This window comes from Trinickia camelliae (assembly GCF_053525655.1).
This window is the reverse complement of the sequence record NZ_JBCHAA010000002.1, coordinates 346,671-366,444: the sequence shown is the minus strand read 5'-3', so window position 1 is coordinate 366,444 and position 19,774 is coordinate 346,671. Positions and strand designations below refer to the sequence as shown.

The window sequence follows — 19,774 nt, the reverse complement described above, 5'->3', positions numbered from 1 at the left end:
CGTCGCTAGTTGCATGATAAGGAGTATGAAGCATGACTCGATATATCGATGTGAATGACGTTTCAAAACTCGTTCAGGAAGTTGGCGTGACACGGGTGCTTGCCTCGATGGCGAGCTACATCGAGCAGGACTATCGCCGGTGGCATACGTTCGAAAAGACGGCGCGGCTCGCAAGCCACTCGACCGACGGCGTGATCGAGCTGATGCCGACCTCCGACGACAAGCTCTACTCGTTCAAGTACGTCAACGGGCATCCCAAGAACACGAAGGCGGACCTGCTGACCGTGATGGCTTTCGGCGTGCTGGCCGATGTCGATACGGGCTATCCGTTGCTGCTCAGCGAGATGACGCTGACGACGGCGATTCGCACCGCTGCGACGTCCGCGCTGTTTGCCCGCTTCCTGGCGCGCCCGGACTCCCGTTCCATGGCCTTGATCGGCAACGGGGCGCAGAGCGAGTTCCAGGCGATCGCGTTTCACGAGATGCTCGGAATCGAAGAGATCAGGGTGTTCGACGTCGACCCGGCGGCGACCGACAAGCTCCTTCGCAACCTGCAGCCCTACAAGGGTCTTCGAATCATTCGCGCTGAATCCACGGCAGAGGCGGTGCGCGGCGCGGACATCGTGACGACCGTGACGGCGGACAAGACGAACGCCACGATTCTGACGCCGGAGATGATCGAAGACGGGATGCATATCAACGCCGTCGGCGGCGACTGCCCCGGTAAGACGGAGCTGCACGCCGATGTGCTGCGGCGCGCGAGCGTGGTCGTCGAGTACGAACCGCAGACGCGCATCGAAGGCGATATCCAGCAGCTTTCCGCGGAATTTCCCGTCGTCGAATTTCATCGCATCGTGTCGGGGAAAAAGAAGGGGCGCGAGTCCGCTTCGCAAGTCACCGTGTTCGATTCGGTCGGCTTCGCGCTCGAAGATTTCTCGGCGCTGCGCTATCTGCATGCTGTCGCGCGTGAACGGCGCATCGGCATCGAACTGGACCTCATTCCCGCTCCTCAAGACCCGAAGGATCTTTTCGGGCTGGCGGTGGGAAAAGTTCAGCATGAGCTGGCGCGGCCCTCACTTGCAATGCTGCGGGCCTAAGCCTAAGTAAACCGTCGTCCGTCGATAAATGAACGAACGGGTGCTTACGCGCACCCGTCAAGGAGACAATGAAGTGAGACACATCTACAAGAACGCCCTGATTGCGGCAGCATCCGTGGCTTTTTCGTTTGGCGCACATGCACAAGAGGTCGTGCGAATTGGTCACGTCGCACCGCTTACCGGAGGCACTGCGCATCTGGGCAAGGATAGCGAGAACGGTGCACGGCTCGCAGTCGAAGAGATCAATGCCGGCGGCCTGCTGATTGGCGGAAAGCGTGTGACCCTGCAACTCGATCCGCAAGACGATGCGGGAGATCCTCGCACAGCCACGCAGGTCGCGCAGAAGCTGGTTGACGATAAAGTGGCCGGCGTTGTCGGTCATCTGAATTCCGGCACGTCGATTCCCGCATCGCGGATCTATCACGACGCGGGCATCGTCGAGATCTCGCAAGCCGCGACGAACCCGGCCTACACGCAGCAAGGCTTCAATACGACGTATCGCGTCGTCGCCACGGACGCGCAGCAGGGACCGGCCCTCGCCGCGTATGCGGCGAAAAGCCTTGCCGTCAAGACGGTCGCTATCGTCGACGATTCGACGGCTTATGGGCAGGGCTTAGCCAACGAATTCGCGCAAGCCGCCAAAGCCGCGGGCATGACGGTGGTGTCGCACGATGCGACGAACGACAAGGCCGTCGATTTCCGCGCCATCCTCACGAAGATCAAGGGCGAAAATCCCGATGCGATCCTGTACGGCGGCATGGATGCCACGGGCGGCCCGTTCGCGAAACAAGCCCGGCAATTGGGCGTGCGAGCCAAGATACTGGGCGGCGACGGCGTCTGCTCGACCGACGTCATGAAACTCGCCGGTCCCGCAGCCGACAACATCGTGTGCTCGGAGGCAGGCATGGCGCTCGAAAAGATGCCGGGCGGCGTCGAGTTCGCGCGCAAGTACGAGGCTCGCTTTCATCAGCCGCTGCAAGTGTATGCGCCGTTCGCTTACGACGCGGTGTACATCATCGTCGACGCGATGAAGCGCGCAAACTCCGTGGACGCAGCCAAAGTGCTCGCGGCGATGCCGTCAACCGACTACAAGGGCGTGATTGGCGAGACCACTTTCACGGCTCAAGGGGACTTGAAGCACGGCGTGATCTCGGTGTTCTCGTATAAGGATGACAAGAAGATCTTGCTCGATGTCGTGCGGATGTGAGGCGGCCTTGGGGTGAGCGACAAATACGCTTAGCGAGAAGGGAGAGTTCTTCTCAACGCGGCGAAGAACAGTTCCGACTGCAATCGCTCACCCTGAATTTGAGTGGCCACTTGTTGCGCCAAGTCCGCCGCCACTGGGCGCAGCGAACGTCCGGTGGAAAGCGCGATGACCTGCGTCGCGCAGGCGCGCTCGAGGTAGTACAAGTCATCGAACGCGTAGTCGATCCGATCGCCGCAGACCACGACACCGTGGTTCCCAAGGAAACCGATATCCCGCCCATCGAGCGCATGAGCGATGCGCTCGCCTTCCGAGGAGTCCAGCGCGAGGCCGCTGTAGTTGCGGTCCAACGCCACTCGGCCGTGATACCGCATCGCGTTCTGCGACAGCGTGGTATCCAGTCCGCAGTCCTCCGTGAGCGTCAACGCCGTTGCGTATGGCATGTGAGTATGTAAAACGCAGGCTTTCCTGGCGATCCGGTGAATGGCGGCGTGAATGAACATCGCGGTGGGTTCCACTTCGTGCCGCCCGGCGACCACGTTTCCGGCTGCGTCCACGATGACGATGTCATCAGCCATGACCTCGCTCCACATGAGCCCGCGCGGGTTGAGCAGAAACAAGCCATGCTCGCCGGGAAGCGCCACGCTGAAGTGGTTGCAAACACCCTCGCCAAGCCCGAAGTGCGCGGCGGCGCGAAGGGCGAGTGCAAGGTCGCCGCGGAGTGCCGCAACTTCCTGGTGATGGAATATCTCTTTGCCGCCGATGCCGGCGGCATCGCGAATGGATTGCTCGCTCACTGATCCGATCTCCTGTTAGGCACTTCAACGTTTTCGGACAACATTACACGAGTTTGCGCCGCCTAGCGCTTAGCCCACCGGCTCGGCCGCTAGAATCGACCTGCGAAGTTGCATACCTCTCAATCTACCCACAGTAGTCTCTTCCCTGTACGCCCAAGGAAGCCGCACAAGCGAGATACCGCTAGCCTTCCTGTAGTCGGAGAACTGGATGGACATCGATGCCCACGTCACGCCCCATGCTGGACCGATCTTCGAAAATGCGCCAAAACGTGGATTGCTGAAGTCGTTGATAAAGAATGCGCTGGTATTCGGTGCGAAGCGCTTCTATTGGAAACCCATCAAGTCTGTCGGCAAGTACGGGAGAGTGGTTTTCTTTGACTCGGCGGACCCCAACACTTTGCTGCTGACGACGATAGGCCAGGAACGATTCTTGGTTTCCTCGAGCGATCAGAGCATCGGCAGGGACGTCTATTTGTATGGTGGGTACGACTTCGAGAAGTTTGAAAAGGTGCTCGCGCGGCTTGATAAAGGGTTCGAGTGCAAGTTGCTCATCGATATTGGCGCAAACATCGGGACGATCTGCATTCCCGCCGTCAAGCGACGATACTTCGAACGCGCGCTGGCGTTCGAGCCGGAGCCATTCAACTACTCGTTGTTAGCGGCCAATATCAGCATCAACGGTCTTTCGACCGAAGTGGAGTCATACAACATCGCCTTGGGGGAAAACGAGGATGAAGAGCTTTCGTTTGAACTCTCCGAGACAAACTACGGGGATCACCGCATCAGGTTTTCAGGTGAGCGAGGCTTGTACGGCGAAGATCAACGGAAAGTCATCAACATCAAATCGGAGCCGCTGGACAAGATCATCGACGATATCGATCCGGCCAGCACGCTGATCTGGATGGACACGCAAGGCTTCGAAGGCTACGTCCTAAAGGGCGCCCAAAGAACCTTGGCTAAGCGTCCTCCGCTGGTTATCGAGTTTTCGCCCTATCACATGAGGCGTTCCGGTTCCTACCAGAAGCTCAAGCAGGCGCTATGCGGCGTCGGGTACAGCATGTTCTTCGATCTCAACGAGAATGCTGCTCCGATTGAAGTGTCGGAAGAGGCTTTCGACACATTGTTCGAGCGAATTGGCGGGAACGGGGATTACACAGATTTGCTGATTGTTTAGGGGGTTGTGCATGACAGAAGCTACGGAATTTGCAAAAGACGTCGAGTTCACGTCGCACGTAAAGTCCGCACCGGAAGCAAGCACGCATATCCTGATGTCTCCCTACACACTCGCACGTAACAGCTACGTCGAGGTACAGAAAACGCTGCTTCGAGACCTCGGGTACAGCGTGACGCCGATGTCGCTCAAAAATCTGCTTCGCGGCGCCTTCTTTCAACTTTTCCGGTCCAAGAACGTCGTCGTCTTTCACTGGCTCGAACTACGGGCCTTCAAGCAGCGCGGCGTCAATATGGTGTTGTCTCCAACAGGGTGCGCCATCTTCGCCTTCTATTGCCTCGTCGCCGCGCTGGGGCGAGCGAAAGTCGTGTATTTCGTGCACGACCATGCTGTTCACGACTCCGTCGGTCTGCATAGGTGGTTGTCGAAGAAAATGATCGCGCTGATGATCAGCCTGGCGGACTTTCGGGTCGTGCACGCACCGGGATTTCAGAATAGGTATCGCGCCCGTTACTTGCCTCATCCCCTTTACTGGGACGTTCCGGGGCATCACCAGGCAACGCGAGAGGGTGAGCACGCGGCGCCGTTGTTCTCGGTGCTCGGAGAGCTCAGGCCATATAAGAGAATCGATGCGGTGCTCAATGTCTGGCCGCACGAGTGCAAGTTGGACATTGCCGGAAAAGGGAGTCCCGAGCACGTCGCTATGCTCCGAGACATCATGCGTCAACGAGAACTCGAGAGCACCGTTCGCCTCGAAGAAGGCTTCCTGTCCGACGAAGCGTTCGAACACAGACTCGGCCAAGCGGACGTCATGATTCTTCCGCATGCTGATGAAACGATGCTCGTCAGTGGCGCGTTTTTCCAGGCCTCCGGCCGGGTGCCGATCGTGATTTCGCGTGCAACGCCGTTCATGCAATGGGCGGCGCAGAAGTTCGACAACGTCATTCTCTTTCGCGAAATCGAAGAGCTACCGGGAATCGTGCAGACGATCGTGCGTGATTGGCCGGATGTGACCTCGGCGAAGGGGGCGTCAAGCGTGAGAGACGAGTTTGGATGGCTCGCATGCCGCCGGCAATATCAGGGTTTCTTTAAGGAAGTAGTCAGCACGTGAATGAAGCGTGCGCTAAGCGCGTGTACGCAGCGCGTCTTAGTGTCTTTGTTCCTTTCAAAGCAGATGCATTGAACCGCTTAGGAACGAATCAGCGCGCCAAGAACAAGCGACGTGTAAAAGTGACCTCGATTTTTGACTAAGAAATCGTCTTTATATGGGGTCGAAGTTTAAAAGTGTCGCGTAACCAATCCTCTTATCATCGAGAGAATGTCTAATTCTTTTGCCAAGCAACGAACTATCCGAAAAAATTCTGCTATTTGTCCGAATGCGCCTATTTCGTGTGTGATCATTCGCACATTCCAGGTACGATTTCCCCCGGTCGCGACAGCGGCGTGAAGAATTTGCCGAGCAAACGCTTACAAGCGCTCGTTCGGTGAAACGTTTGCGTGGCGCGCGGCTACCGCATGAAACGGCAGTGGGGTCGCACCCAGACTGGTCTCCCAGAGGCTCGTGAGCACACCGCGACGCGCAGATCGTCTTTGCGCGCCGATCGGCTCCGCTTACCCGCCTGCTGGACCATCACGTCAAATCGAACGCCGCCGCTGGTAGCCTGATCAACCTTCTCACTCTGCCGCGAGGAATGTGTCTGCGCGTTCTTGTAAGGAATGCGAAATAAAAACACTTCGTCTGTCAGCAGTCAATCATTCAAATCTCCAAAGTCAATATTTGGATTTTTATCGGGAATTTTCTCGACAGGGGAATCAATTCGCCATGATAAAACGACGTCAATTTCTTACCGGCCTGACCGCAATCGGTGGAAGCTATATTTTGACTGCCTGCGGTGGCGGGGGCTCCGAAAGCGGTAGCGGCGGTACCTCCGGGGTAGTCGGCAATGCAACGGCCCATGCGGCCGCCACGCCGTCCGCGAGCGGCACCACCATGCCGTCGGCAACCTCTCTCGTGGACAGCAACGGCGCTGTATGGACCGTATCACAAGGGGTGGTCTACCAAAACGGCGTACAAGCCGGGAACAACTACAACGTCGAGCTGACGTTGTACTACGGCGGCGTCATCTACGTTGAAAACACCAGCGGCCAGTTCTACTCGTGGACCGGCGCGGGCTGGGCGGCGACCACCGATCCGCGCTTGGGCGGCGGTACTTCACCCGACGGCACGACGATCCCTTCCGCGTCGTCGATTATCGACAAGACGGGCGCGGTATGGACGGTCGTCGGCGGCGTCATCTATAAGAACGGTGCGACTGTCGGCAACACGTTCAACGTTTCGCTGTTGCTTTGGTACGGCGGCAACATCTACTGCTGCAATACGAGTGGCCAGTTCTACGTGAACGCGGAGGTTGCGACATACTGGCTGCACTGTACCGATCCGCGCGTTGCGCCTTCCTTTGCCGCCGGCAGCTTCTACGGCGTGAACGGGCACTACGACTACACCTACTCACCCGCGCAACTCGTTTCGATCCTGAAGGGCATGGGCTGCACGAGCTACCGTGTCGGCTGCTCGAGCGATCCGACGCAGTTGAGTGCCGTGGTCAGCCTCGCCGCAGCTTTCCAGTCGGCCGGAATCACATTGCTGGTGCTCATCAATCAGGGCTTGCATGACGCCAGCGGCAATCTCTTGAGCGGTGAATCGGCGGCGTACAGTCAGGGCTATACCGTCGGCGCAGCGGTTGCCAATGCGCTGAAGCCGTACGGCGTGACGATGTACGAGTGCGGCAATGAATTGACGCGCGATCCCGCCATCATCCTGAACTCCACCAACGCAGGCACCAAGGCGCTTGATTTCAACAACGCGAATTGGCCGGTCATGCGCGGCGTCATGCGCGGCATGATGGCCGGCGTGAAGTCGGTTCAATCCTCGGCGAAGTGCGGCATCAACTTCTGCGTCGGGGACGTTGGCGCGTCGGACGCCTTGTGGGACGGCATGCAACCGGACGGCAGCAGTGGCCATCCGCAGGTGCGATGGGATATCACCACGTGGCACAACTATGAGGTGTACGGGGACATCTTCGACATCGGCATCGACGGTTCGGGCCCAGGCTTCGATCTGCCGACTTATTGCAAGGCCAGGTACGGTGTGCCGTTCATCATTACCGAGTGGAACACGGGCCCCGAGCAATCCGAAGCCTATCGTGCGAACTACATCACCAATATGCTGGGCCAGTTCTATCAGAACAGAAAGACCCACAATATCCAATCGGTGATGTACTACGTGCTCGATAGCGGGGATCAGACGTACGGCATCATGCTCAATGGCACTACGCTGAATCCGTCTTACAACGCGTTCACCAGCTTCGTGGCGAGCAACGCGGACGCCTGATGGTGTAGACCTATTCCCTGCTTGCCTTGGCAGCGGGGAATAGGTCGCGCGTACCGATGCTAGCGCCGGGAGTTCCGGCTTAGCAGCTTCCCCCACTCGTAGTCGATGTGGTCTGGCGTAAAGGGCAGCACGCCAGCTCCGGGCGTGAACGTCAACTCGCCAAAGTAGACCTCGCTTTTCAGCGCATATAAGTCAACGCGAACATAGTCGAAGTCTTCGCAAAGCGTGGCTGCGGCAGCCAACACCGAATCGAGGTTCTCCGGACGGGGGCCTGGCCTTGCGCTGCGCTTGTAGTCGCCGATGGCGATGTCGAGATGGTTCCAATCGGCATCGTAGACATCGCCGTGCGTGTTGCTCCCGAACCGGTCCGAAATCACCAGTATGTAGAGGATGGGGTGCCCTGTTCGTCCGCCGAAGCAGTGGATCTTGAAGTCGGCGGGAACCTCGCCGCGTTCGTCTAAAAGCAGATGCTCGAAGAAGAGGCGAGGCTTGATTTGCCGGTAGTGGTTCTCTCGCGCGACCTTATAGAAGTCGGAGGCTAACCATTGCGCGGCGAGATGCTGCAATGTCTCGAACGACGTCTGCGCCTTGTCTCTGACGATCTCAACGAAATTGCTCCCGTGGTTTGCCTTCATGACAAAGGCGTTCGGGAGCGCGTCGAAAACCTCTTGCGTGAAGGCGTCCGGAGCCGCGATCAGCGGAATGAGATGCTGACTGCCAAGCTTGGCGTCCACATAAGGACGGACAGCAAGCTTGTCGGTCAACTCGGCATAGCGCGGATCGGGCCGAAGGTTGCGTTGCAGAATCCCTTCGTTGAAGGTCGCGGGACGAATGAGATTGGGATATCGGCCGATGCACTTATGGTGCAGCAGATACAGAAAGGCGGCATCCGGCAATAAGGACTTCGCCGCTTCCTTGATTCTTCCAGTCATCTTGATGTCTCTATCTCGAGTTGGCTGGCCACGCTTTGCGCAGAAACTCAGGGGCTCAATCGCAAGGTCAAGTCCGCGGAACCCCACGCTCTGTCCGAAGACGCGCGGCGCTCGACGTGATCCAGATGCTGTTGCGCCCGGAACTGCGTGGCCGACATGCCGTATCGCTCCTTGAAGAGCCGCCCGAGCCGGTTGCCGTCACCCATCCCGCACCGCCTCGCAATCTTGTCGACGGGCAGATTGGTATTTCTCAGCATGTCGCAAATGACTTCGAAGCGCGTGCGCAGCAAGTACTCCAACGGCGTGACGCCGAACTCGCGCTTGAAGCAACGCTGAAAATTGCGCTTGCTCATCGCCGCGGATTCCGCTGCCTGCGCGACCGAAATCGCATTGCTGTAGTTCTCCTTGATCCAGCGTGCGGACTCCCTGATCTTGTCGGTCGTTGTCGTGATTCCTACATCGTCGAATCCGGTCCTCGTGTGTTCGATGAAGCCTGGATGCAAGACGCGCGCGATCTTTCGGGCGGTGTCCGGACTCAGGTCTCGTTCGATCTGCCCAAGCGCGAAATCCGCGGGGGTTGCGCTGCCTGTCCGGCTCTCGGAGAAACCGTCTTCAAAGACAAAAATCGGTACGGTCGATTGGAAGGCGTTCCTATAGACGATCGCCAGATTCGCACCTTGCTGGATGCGAAACGATTCGATGGAGCCTTGACGGGCGATCCATGCGAGAAGGCGATCATTGGATTCCACCGAGGCGGCAGCGTCGCGGCAAGCCACAAAGAACGCGTGGAAGTCCGCGACGCTATATCGCTCCAATCTTTGCGTCCAGATTGGAATACTGGACGCGCTTTGCACCATGCCGCCTTCATCCGACAGCACGGAGAGCCGATAGGGAGGTTCTACGCCCCCCGCTTTTTCGAACTCGTTAGCGAGGTGGAAGGCATCTCCGATGGCACCAGCGGCTGCCACGGAGCATTCATGAAAAACCAGAAGTCCGATGTGCTTCATCACCCTTTCAGTCCATTCCGGCGCGCTGTGATGCGCTCAGAGAAAAATTCGTGAGGAGGCTACATGACGAGTGATACCGAACAGGCGTATCAATCGCCCAATGGAGCTTAGCGCGCAGAATGGATTCTGGTTAACCTTAGGCATTTCGAACAGCTATATTGGCGGAATTGTCAGAGCCGGAGGGGCTATTACTGGAAATGTTGCGGCTAATAATGGTGGGGATAATCAATATCGGTAATTTTCGCTGCGACGTATTCGTAAATAACGAGCGCCCCAGGTATTGGGATCCCTATTATCATGTGCCTGATTGCCATGTTTACAAAGGGTTTTCGGGCGCGATCCGCTTGGGCGAGCATGAATTTGGGGGGATTCTGTCACTAAAGAGATGTTACGAGCACCTGCTGCCACTGTTTCATCATGTTACAAAAATTGCAACCGGCAACAACGCTTTCCATTAATTCGCCGTCTGTAATGCCTTCCGCGAAATCGGCCAATAATTCTCGAATATATGCCGAAGTGGATTCAATCCGCTTTTCGGCGACTATGCTTCGGTGCAACATAAAAGCCAATTGCGGTGAGCAATTCGTCCGTTAATGAAATCTCGCGGCGCTCGATTGGCGAGCGAGAAGCGTGGATTGCGAATTGATTAGATGCTGTTGGATACATGGACTACGGAAACGGTGGGTTTTTGATGATTTCCGCAACTACTGCACGGTAGGCCACAACCTAAATCGTCAGCGGCCGCTCAAGAGATTTTGAGCGCGGCTCGCAGGCGCATTGCAAACCAGCATGTCACTCCGAGGTGCCGGCGGCGAACGCTGCGCCTGCGCTAGCCATCCAGTTTGCGATTGGATCGGGTAGCGCAGCCGCAGCGGGTATCGCTTCGCCGGTCTGCCCATCGAACACGGAAGGATCACACCGGTGGATTACTACGCTCCGAATTCGCTACCTCCCGTTGCCAGCATGGAACGCGGCCAGCTCAGCGTGAGCGCGATGCTCAACCTGATGCGGGATCACGTGTGGGAGATTGTCGCCACGACAGCGCTCGCGCTGATATTGGCAGTGGCCTATCTGCTCATCGCCTCACCGATCTATTCAGCGGATGTGCTCGTGCGTGTCGATCCGCCTGAGCCGAATGCGCTCGGCATCGCGCTGTTGAACCAGGAAGAGCTTCCTCCCGCCGCACCGTCTCCGGTCACGGAAATGGCCGTAATGAAGAGCCGTTCCGTACTCGAACCGGTGATCGAGAAATATCGGTTCGACGTTACCGTGACGCCGCAGAAGATTCCCTTACTGGGCGACCTCGCGGAGATGTTCGCCACCCCTGGAGAGCCGTCTGCTCCATGGCTCGGATTGAAGTCGTTCGCATGGGGCGGCGAGCGCGTTCAGATTGGCGCACTCGACGTTCCGAACGTATTCGAGGAAGAGAAGCTGACCTTGGTTGCGCTCGGAAACGGCGCGTATGAGTTGCGCGATCCGGCGGATGAGGTGTTGGTCAAAGGCACGGTGGGAACCGTCGCCAAAGCGAATGACGTCACCATGCTGGTGAAGGAATTGACTGCGCGGCCGGGAACCAAATTTACGGTCGTCCGCTGGAACCCGCTTGATGCCATCAAGCGCTTCGGCAACGAGGTGACCGTTACCGACAAGGCCAAGGAATCCGGCCTGATTGAAATGTCCTATTCGAACTCGAGCCCTGAGAAGGCCGCCGAAGTCGCCAATGCACTAGGACAGCAGTACCTGGCGTCGGCGGTGGCGAGCCGCCAGGCCAACGACACGGCCACGCTTGCATTCATTCAAGGCGAGCTTCCGCGTTTGCTCTCGGATTTGAAGAAGGCGGAGGATGCGCTCAATCGCTACCGAGCGACTGCCCAGACCATGCAGCCGATGAACGAGGCGCAATCGTATCTGCAAGGCGGCATCGACTTTGACCGGCAAATCGCGGGCCTGCAGATACAACGTACTGAACTGCTGAATCGCTATACACCCGACAGCCGGTGGGTGAAGAACATCGATGCGCAGCTCGATCAGTTGAAAAGCGCGAAGGCGGCATTCGATAGCCGCTTTGACGGCCTGCCGGCGTCCGAGCGCAAGAGCGTCGACCTCATGCGGGCCCAGAAAGTCGCGGAAACGATCTATCTGGGCATGGTCCAGAAGGCCGCGCAATTGCAGGTTCGGCGTGCCAGCACGACAGGGGGAGCCCACGTCGTCGACACGGCGATCGAGCCGCTTCATCCGGTCAAGCCGAAGGCCCTGATCGTCATACCGGGCGGCATGCTCCTTGGCCTTGTCTCGGGCGTGCTGCTGGTCTTCTTTCGCCGTCACGTCATGATCGGCGTGACGGACCCGAGGTACGTGGAACGTCGCTTGAGTGTGCCGGTTTTCGGGGAGATTCTATTTAGTCAGCAACAGCTGGTGCTCGACCGAAGCGCCCCGAGCCTGACCCGCGGCAAACCCGCGTCGATTGGCTCGATGCGCACGGCTCCGCCTTTCGAGCGATGCGAACCCGTGATCGACATGCACGACGTCGTGGACGGAGCGGCCTCGGCGGCGACCATGCAGCCCGGCTTGAGCCGAGTCCTCGCGGCGCGTTTTCCGCACGACCAATCGGTGGAGGCGCTGCGTGACGTGCGCACAGCGGTGACCCGCGACCTCGCGCACGCTCGCAACAACATCTTGATGGTCACCGGCCCCACGTTGGCGGCCGGAAAAAGCTTCGTCGCCGCAAATCTGGCGATCCTGCATGCCGAGATTGGATCGCGGGTCGTCCTGATCGATGCCGACATGCGCCGCGGCAACCTCTCATCGTTCTTCTACCAGACCAACCGCGGCGGACTCTCCGAGGTACTCGCCGATCGCCTTCCACTGCGCAACGCGTTGCGGCATACCGGCATCCCCGGCTTGTCGCTGCTCGCGTGCGGCACGCGTCCGGAGAACCCCGCGGCGCTTCTCATGAGGCCGCGCTTCAAGGAGCTATTGGACCGGCTCGTGACTCAGTTCGATCTTGTGATCGTGGATACGCCGCCGTTTCTCGCCGTCACCGACGCCTCCATCGTCGCAGGTGAAGCCGGCGCTTCGCTGCTGGTTCTGCGTTCCGGAATGCAGAGCGAAGAGGAAATCGCGGACACGGTCAAGAAGATGCAACGCGCGGAGGGACGTATCGCCGGCGCGGTGTTCAACGGCATCCCGCTGCGCCGCAGTACTCGCAGCTACCGGTACCAGACGAATTACGCCAGCGATCTCGGCACGCAAGAAGTGGCGGGCTGACTTGGCCGCCGGGTCGCAAGGTCGCAAGGTCGTAAGCGCGTTGCGATTAGAAGATCAGTAACGTCGTCAAACGGAGAACTCCATGGCCTTCGCAATCAACGGAAAGTTCACATCGCAACCCATCACCGGTGTTCAAAGGGTGGCTTATGAATTGATCCGAGCCATGCAGATGCTGGCGAATCCTGACGACGATCTGGAGATCTTCGTGCCGCCAAACGCCGTTGAGCCAGGTTCGCTACTCAAGCATCTTCGGCGCTTTCCGTGGCTGCGCGGCACGCTTTGGGAGCAGATCACGCTTCCGATCGCCGCCAGGGGAATGACGCTCCTCAATTTGTGCAACACCAATCCGATTTTCAAACGGCAGCAGGTCGTGATGGTGCACGACATGGCGGTCTATGACATGCCGCAGGGGTTCTCGCAGAAATTCCGGCTCTGGTATCGACTCTGCTTTTCGCTACTGCCGAGAATGGCGCCGATGGTCCTCACGGTCTCGACCTACTCCAAGCAGCGCATCTGCCATCACCTGGGGATCGAGTATTCGCGCATCGCGGTCGTCACGCCGGGTGCGGATCACCTCGACCGGGTCGTCTCCGATCCTGCCATCACGAAGCGGTTGGAACTCCAGAAGGACGCCTACTGCGTCATCGTGGGCAGCCTCGATCCGCGCAAGAATCTGCAACGCGCGCTCGAAGCGATCGATCAGCTCGATCATCTGCAGCACGTCAAGTTCGTGATCGTCGGTGGCAGGAATCCTCGTGTCTTCAACAATGACTCGCTTGAGCCCGCAGCAGTTTCGAAGCAAGTGGTGTGGGCGGGCTTCGTCTCCGACGGCGAGTTGAAAGCGCTTTATGAAAATGCCGGCTGCCTCTTGTTTCCCTCGCTGTACGAAGGCTTTGGATTGCCGCCCCTCGAGGCGATGTACTGCGGTTGCCCCGTGATCGCGTCGTCGCGGACCTCGATACCGGAAGCATGCGGGGATGCCGCCATGTATTGCGACGCAAGCTCTGCTCGCGACATTGCAGAAAAGGTCTCGCAGATGATGTCCGACGAAGGACTGCGCCGTGATTACCGGGCAAAGGGGTTGGCTCACGCGCGGGAGTACCGCTGGGAGCGCTCGGCTCGGAGACTGCTCGAGATTCTGTATGGTCAGGCGAGCGGCCGGCAGTACGACCTCGCGCCCAGCGCGTCGGCGGGCTAGCGGATGTTTGCGCGCAGGGGCGTGGTTCGGAATAGCGGTGTTGGGAACAGGCGCCGGGCGTTGCGCACGCTGGCGGCGCTGGCGGGGGCGGCCTTTCAATTGACGTATATGAAGCGCTCGCTTGCGGTCGTGCGCGATTCGCACTCGATCGAGCCTCGCGGTCGCCGGATCACGGATCTGATTGGGACGAACGGGTGGGCAGGATCGGTCAGCGATGTTCAGATGTGGCGCGAAATGGGCATTACATGGGGGCGCGGCTCAGTGGGGCCGGGGCAGCCCGATGGGCCTGAAGATCCGATGCGCGTCGACCGGACCGGTGCGCAATTTGACAGTGACCTGCCTTCGCTCGTCATCGGAAACAATCGAAATCACATCGGTTCGCTGCTCCTGCTCGGTTACACGCCAACGTGGAATGCGACGGTGCAGGGCGACGCGAATTCGGCGCCTTTGGACGTGGATGTCTGGAAGCGGTATGTCGACGCGGTCGTCCGCAAGTACTCGGCGCCGCCTTATCACTTGCGCTACTTCCAGATCTGGAACGAGGCGGCGGGCAGGCTGTCCGGCGGACTGCCGCAGGCGACGTTCTGGAACGGTCCAGGCTTCGACGCCCACGACCAGCAGCACTCGAAACCGTACGCGCGCGCGATGCAAGACTACGTCGAGCGCGTCCATATTCCGGCGGCCAAGATCATTCGCAAGTACGGGGCGTACGTCGTTTACGGCGGATGGCCGGACCAAGGCGGTCTCGACAATTTCAGGCAATGGCTCGAGTACCGGACCCCGGTGGCGAACGAGCGGATGCTCGATTGGGTCGACTACATCGACACGCATTACCTTCCCGTATCCGATCTCGATCCGCTGTACGAGCAATACGTTAGGAACGGTCCCGCGCGCGGAATCTGGCAGACCGAAATCGGCGATGCGTACATGAAGGATCCGCACTATCTGCCGCGCTACTTTTTCGACTTTGCGGTCTGGGCTCTCGATCGAGACTGGAGCGATGCGAATCAGTATCTGTCGATGGTCTATCACTGGGACGGCTACGAGTCGTTCCGCCTGACGCATCGTGGTCCACCTGCCCGCACGTTCAACGTATCGGGCAAAAGCCTGATCGTGCTTCGGCGGACTGTCCGGGGCTCGCTCGCACGCTTTTCGAAGCCGCTGCGGTTCGATCAGGGCGCCGCCGGAAGCGCATTGCTTTCCGGCAAGGACATCGTGATTCAGGTCAGCGCGGATCCAGGCTGGCGAACGGTCACGGCGGCTGGCGTGAAACCACTGATGCCGGCGCAGCCGCACGTGGAGGTCATTGACGCCCTGACGGGCGCGGCGAGTTCCGGTGACGACACCGCACTGACATGGGAGGGCGAGAGTCTGCACATTCGGTTCAAGGTGCCCTCGCAAGTCAACGGACCCGACAACAATCCGCCTAAGCACCTCGCCTATATCGTCGTTAGTCCTCGGTCTTAGCGAATCCAGAGAGCCAACCGTTCTAAAGAGCGTCGAGAAATCATGAAACACATCACGATTGTGATCTGCAACTACAACTACGAACGCTATCTGGCTGCTGCGATCGACTCGGCATTGCACCAGGACTACGCGCAAACGCAAGTCATGGTGATCGATGACGGCTCGACCGACGGCTCGCGGGCGATCATCGAAGCGTATGGGACACGCATCACATCGATCTTCAAGGAGAACGGCGGTCAGGTGTCCGCTTACAACCAGGCCGTCGGGATGCTGGAGACGGACTATGCGATCTTCCTCGATTCCGATGACATCCTGTACCCGAACGCCGCTTCTGAAGTGATGCGGTTCTTTGAAGGCGGTGAGTGGGCAAAGGTGCAGTTCAGTCTCGATGTCATGGACACGCTGGGCCAGCTGACTGGCGCCCACGTGCCCCATACCGCGCCTCCCGCCGATTGTGGGCGGCTGCTGCAGGGCGGCTGGCTCTATCCGTCTCCGCCTGCGTCGGGCAACGCTTATCGCGTGAGCGCGCTCAAGCGGATTTTCCCGGTTCCCGAAGAGGCGATAAACCGCTACGGGGCGGACTTCTATGCGATCTACGGGACTGCGTTGACCGGACCGGTTGCGACCGTTCGCGAGTCGCTCGGCGGATATCGCGTGCATAACGCAAACAGTGCGGGCGCCTCGTTTGCAAACTCCGAGAAACTCAGCAAAGCCCCGGAAGCTGTCGGCATGCGTTGGAGGATCTTGCGGGAGATCGTGCGAACGCGTCTGCAAATCGAGCTTCCGCCCGCGTTCTATGACTTCTCGCATGAGAAGGCGCGCTTCTGCTCGAGTGTTTATCGCGCCTCGCTTACAAGCCGATGGCGCTGGATGATGCGCGATTCTCAGAGCTACCTGCATACGATCGTGGCGAATCCGTTCTGGGGCCTGAAAAAGAAAGTCGGCACGCTCGCGCTGTCGAGTCTGTGCCTCGTACCGTATGCGCCGCTTTCCGACTTTGCGGTTCGCTATATCGCCAATCCGCTCGCCCGGCGACGCGGGGCCGTGAACTAAAGGCATCGACCGTATTGAAGGAGAAGTGTGTGGAGAAACGAGAGAACGCCAAGGTCATTGCCTTTGTCTACGGCGGCTATTTGATGAGGTACGTCTACCTCATTATCGTCGTGCCGTTTTACGGCAGAGTCCTAGGCGTCACGGAGTACGGACGCGTGCTCGCGGCGATGTCGCTGATGAATGTGATCTGGATGCTGGTGAGCTACGGATGCACGATCGTCGGCATGCGCGAGGTGTCGAAAGCAAAAACGGTGGAAGAGTGCAATGCCATCTACTCGCTGCACGTCAGTACGCATCTATTGCTAGGGCTCGTGGGCGGAGCGATCGGCGTGGTGGCCACGCTGTGCTCGCCTTCGTTGTCCGCGCGGCCGCTCATCGGGATACTGGCTACGGCGCTGGGTGTGGTGTCAGCGTTGAACCTCGGTTGGCTGTTCCAGGGGCGCCATCGCTTTCGCACGCCCATCATGATCGAAGTGTTCGGCTTTGCGCTTAGCCTTGTACTGGTTCTCAGTCTGGTAAGAGGGCCGCAGGATTCCGTATGGGTGCTGGCGAGCCTGTTGATCGCGGGCGTGGCGTCTTTGCTGATTTCATATGGTCTTGCCACCGCGCAGCTCGGATGGCCGCGCCTCAGCCTGGCCGGCGTCGTTCCTCTCATGCGAGGTTCGACGATGCTGTTCTGCTATTCGTCGGCCTCCGCCATCCTCACCGCGTCTTCGACCTACCTGCTGACGTTGTTGTCCACGCCGACACAGGTGGGTTATTTCGGTGCCGCCGAACGCTTCGCGACTGTCGGGCTCAGCCTGATGGGCCCGGCGGCGCAAGTGTTCGTCCCGACGATCTCCCGGCAACTCGCGCAGGGAGACAAGGAGGGCGCGCACGCCACGACCCGGCGCGGCGCCATGTTGCTGATGGGCTATGGACTGTTGGTCTTCTGCGGCGCGCTGGCGTTGTCTCCTCTCGTGCTGCCTTTGATTTTCGGCGCGGCCTTTGAACCGAGCGCGCGCGTTCTGCAGTGCTTTGCCTGGATGTTCCCGCTCGTTGCGTTCAACGAGTTCGTTGCGTTTTATGTGTTCGTGCCGCGCAAGAAGGATCGGCCGATGGCCATAGCCGGAGTCATCTCGGGTCTCGCCAATCTCGCCGCGGCCCTGATTCTTGCGCCTCGATTTGGCGCGATCGGAATGGCATTCGCGCGCGTGATTGGCGAGTTGACACTGTCCGTCGTGCTCATGGGCATCATGATCCGCTTGGATTTGATTGGCCTCGTGCCCGGAGCCACGCGGACGGTCGGGATGCTTCGGCTTGCATGGAATGGCCGGATGCAGGCAAAGGACGATTGAGTCGTATTCGCTAAACGCGATAGGTTGGGTCGCAAATTTACAGGAGGTCGCAGTGAAAGTCGCTATTGTTCACGATTGGCTGGTGGTATCGGGAGGTGCCGAAAAGGTTTTGAAGAACATCATCGAGTGCTTCCCGACGGCAGACCTCTTCGCGATAGTGGATTTCTTGGAAGACCGCGAGGTGGTGAAGGGCAAGCCGGTCGAAACCTCCTTCATTCAAAGGCTGCCGTTTGCCAAAAGGCGCTACCGTGCCTATTTGCCTTTGATGCCGATTGCCATCGAGCAGGTGGACCTCTCCGCCTACGATCTCGTCATTTCCAGCTCGCATGCAGTGGCGAAAGGCGTGCTGACCGGGCCGAACCAGATTCACGTCAGCTATGTTCATTCACCCATTCGCTACGCGTGGGATTTACAGCATCAATATCTCAGGGAAGCGCATCTGACTGACGGCATCAAGTCTGCGATGGCGCGTCTTCTGCTGCATTACATCCGTGGCTGGGATTCGCGCTCGGCGAATGGCGTCGATCACCTTCTCGCGAATTCGCAGTTCATTGCGCGCCGAATCCAAAAGGCGTACCACCGTGACGCAACAGTCATCTATCCGCCCGTCGATCTCAAGAACATGACGATGTGCACGCGAAAGGACGACTTTTACGTGACGGCGTCGCGCATGGTGCCTTATAAGCGTATCGACCTGATCGTGCAGGCGTTTTCGAAGACGCCGGAGCGCCGGCTGGTGGTGATCGGAGATGGTCCCGAGATGAAGAGGATCAAGTCGATTGCGGGGCACAACGTCGCCATTCTCGGTCATCAGCCGTCGGACGTTCTCGTCGATCATTTGCGGCGAGCCCGTGCGTTCGTGTTTGCGGCTGAAGAGGACTTCGGTATCTCCGTGGTGGAGGCTCAGGCGTGTGGCACGCCGGTGATCGCATTCGGCAAGGGCGGCGCGCTCGAGTCCGTGGTGGGGCTGCCGCTCGAAAGGCCCACGGGTGTGTTCTTCAGCGAGCAGACACCGGAGTCGCTACTGACGGCGGTCGGGCGGTTTGAGCGCAGCGGACACCTGTTCGATCCGCATCAAATCCGCCGGAACGCGGAGCGTTTCTCGTCCGAGAATTTCAAGGCGGCGCTGATGTCGTTCATCGACGAACAGTTTCCGCATGGATTCTTCGAGGAGGTGCCCTCTCGCGCCAGCGAACAGTCGGCTGAAGAGGAGCTTCATCTTGCCGGCGCGACGACGTGAGACTGGATGCGATACAAAAACGGATGGAAGAGAGCGACGACAGAGGGGACACGTTCGTGGATCTCCGGCGCGTGCGTCTCGATCAGATCCTGAAGCGGCGCCTGGTGCCCATAGGCGAGCGCTGAGACCAACAGCAGGCTGATGGCCGACCCCATCGGCCACGGACGCTCGAATTCGACCTTGAGCGCGCTGCGCAAAAAGACCGCAGCCACTAGCGCGCCCAAGACCCAGCCGGAAAGCACTTCGGGCAGCGAGTGCGAGTGGTCCATGACTCGGGCGATGCCCGTCAGAACGCCAACGACCATGCCGGCGACGATGCCCAAGAGCGGTGGCAGACGCCACCATTTCAACTGTAGCGCGATCGCGACGATCCAGACCGCAGTCGACAGCATGGTGTGTCCGCTAACGACACGCAAACCCGATGCCGCCAGCGATAGACCCCAGCCGTAATAGAGGATCTTGGTCGCGCCGACCACGACCATGCCAGCGGCGAGCGCCGCAATCCATCGGCATGCCAGCCGGACATCGAATACGGCGATCCAGCCTGCGCAAATCGCCGCCACAGGCAGCGTAACGGCGGCATCGCCGATGTTGGTGAACACGTTCCACATAAATT

General features: G+C 59.1%; 15 protein-coding genes. 11 read left to right on the top strand and 4 right to left on the bottom strand.

Features of this window, described 5'->3' with window-relative positions:
- The first annotated feature begins 32 nt into the window (after nt 1–32).
- Nucleotides 33–1,097, top strand: coding sequence for an ornithine cyclodeaminase (ocd, locus tag AAHK20_RS05095; protein ID WP_449180348.1), 1,065 nt, complete (start codon nt 33–35; stop codon nt 1,095–1,097).
- 82 nt (nt 1,098–1,179) lie between these two features.
- Nucleotides 1,180–2,304 carry a branched-chain amino acid ABC transporter substrate-binding protein gene (locus tag AAHK20_RS05090; RefSeq protein ID WP_449180594.1) on the top strand — a complete coding sequence of 375 codons (1,125 nt, stop codon included), beginning with the start codon at nt 1,180–1,182 and terminating at the stop codon, nt 2,302–2,304.
- 29 nt (nt 2,305–2,333) lie between these two features.
- Here AAHK20_RS05090 and AAHK20_RS05085 read toward each other — a convergent pair whose 3' ends face one another.
- Nucleotides 2,334–3,083, bottom strand: a complete 750-nt coding sequence (locus AAHK20_RS05085) for an aldolase (protein WP_449180593.1) — start codon at nt 3,081–3,083, stop codon at nt 2,334–2,336.
- A 223-nt stretch (nt 3,084–3,306) separates the two neighbouring features.
- Between AAHK20_RS05085 and AAHK20_RS05080 the strand changes: the two genes are divergently transcribed.
- From AAHK20_RS05080 to AAHK20_RS05070, 3 genes are all read left to right on the top strand, one after another.
- Nucleotides 3,307–4,272, top strand: coding sequence for an FkbM family methyltransferase (locus tag AAHK20_RS05080; protein ID WP_449180347.1), 966 nt, complete (start codon nt 3,307–3,309; stop codon nt 4,270–4,272).
- 10 nt (nt 4,273–4,282) lie between these two features.
- A complete protein-coding gene (locus tag AAHK20_RS05075; protein WP_449180346.1) occupies nt 4,283–5,380 on the top strand; it encodes a glycosyltransferase family protein in 1,098 nt (365 codons plus the stop codon).
- 711 nt (nt 5,381–6,091) lie between these two features.
- Nucleotides 6,092–7,657: a hypothetical protein gene (locus AAHK20_RS05070; protein WP_449180592.1), complete on the top strand. Its 1,566-nt coding sequence runs from the start codon at nt 6,092–6,094 to the stop codon at nt 7,655–7,657.
- A gap of 59 nt (nt 7,658–7,716) precedes the next feature.
- Here the strand turns inward: AAHK20_RS05070 and AAHK20_RS05065 are convergent, their stop codons facing one another.
- Nucleotides 7,717–8,589 (bottom strand): ATP-grasp fold amidoligase family protein, encoded by an 873-nt coding sequence (locus AAHK20_RS05065; protein ID WP_449180345.1) that lies wholly within the window; start codon nt 8,587–8,589, stop codon nt 7,717–7,719.
- 47 nt (nt 8,590–8,636) lie between these two features.
- Nucleotides 8,637–8,942: a helix-turn-helix domain-containing protein gene (locus AAHK20_RS05060; RefSeq protein WP_449180591.1), complete on the bottom strand. Its 306-nt coding sequence runs from the start codon at nt 8,940–8,942 to the stop codon at nt 8,637–8,639.
- Nucleotides 8,943–10,517: 1,575 nt separating this feature from the next.
- Between AAHK20_RS05060 and AAHK20_RS05055 the strand changes: the two genes are divergently transcribed.
- The 6 genes from AAHK20_RS05055 to AAHK20_RS05030 all read left to right on the top strand — a co-directional run bounded on the left by AAHK20_RS05055 (nt 10,518) and on the right by AAHK20_RS05030 (nt 19,158).
- The gene (locus AAHK20_RS05055) at nt 10,518–12,863 is read left to right on the top strand and encodes a polysaccharide biosynthesis tyrosine autokinase (RefSeq protein WP_449180344.1); all 2,346 of its coding nucleotides are present in this window, start codon (nt 10,518–10,520) and stop codon (nt 12,861–12,863) included.
- 82 nt (nt 12,864–12,945) lie between these two features.
- A complete protein-coding gene (locus AAHK20_RS05050; protein ID WP_449180343.1) occupies nt 12,946–14,061 on the top strand; it encodes a glycosyltransferase family 4 protein in 1,116 nt (371 codons plus the stop codon).
- 3 nt (nt 14,062–14,064) lie between these two features.
- Complete coding sequence (locus AAHK20_RS05045; protein WP_449180342.1) at nt 14,065–15,528, top strand: hypothetical protein; 1,464 nt, start codon at nt 14,065–14,067, stop codon at nt 15,526–15,528.
- Between the two features lie 42 nt (nt 15,529–15,570).
- Complete coding sequence (locus AAHK20_RS05040) at nt 15,571–16,581, top strand: glycosyltransferase family 2 protein (protein WP_449180341.1); 1,011 nt, start codon at nt 15,571–15,573, stop codon at nt 16,579–16,581.
- Nucleotides 16,582–16,610: 29 nt separating this feature from the next.
- Entirely contained in the window at nt 16,611–17,918 is a 1,308-nt protein-coding gene (locus AAHK20_RS05035; RefSeq protein WP_449180340.1) for a lipopolysaccharide biosynthesis protein, read from the top strand.
- A gap of 52 nt (nt 17,919–17,970) precedes the next feature.
- Nucleotides 17,971–19,158, top strand: coding sequence for a glycosyltransferase family 4 protein (locus AAHK20_RS05030; RefSeq protein ID WP_449180590.1), 1,188 nt, complete (start codon nt 17,971–17,973; stop codon nt 19,156–19,158).
- Here the strand turns inward: AAHK20_RS05030 and AAHK20_RS05025 are convergent.
- Nucleotides 19,134–19,769: a phosphatase PAP2 family protein gene (locus AAHK20_RS05025; protein WP_449180339.1), complete on the bottom strand. Its 636-nt coding sequence runs from the start codon at nt 19,767–19,769 to the stop codon at nt 19,134–19,136. The two genes, AAHK20_RS05030 and AAHK20_RS05025, sit on opposite strands and share 25 nt — an antisense overlap.
- Between the last annotated feature and the right edge of the window lie 5 nt (nt 19,770–19,774).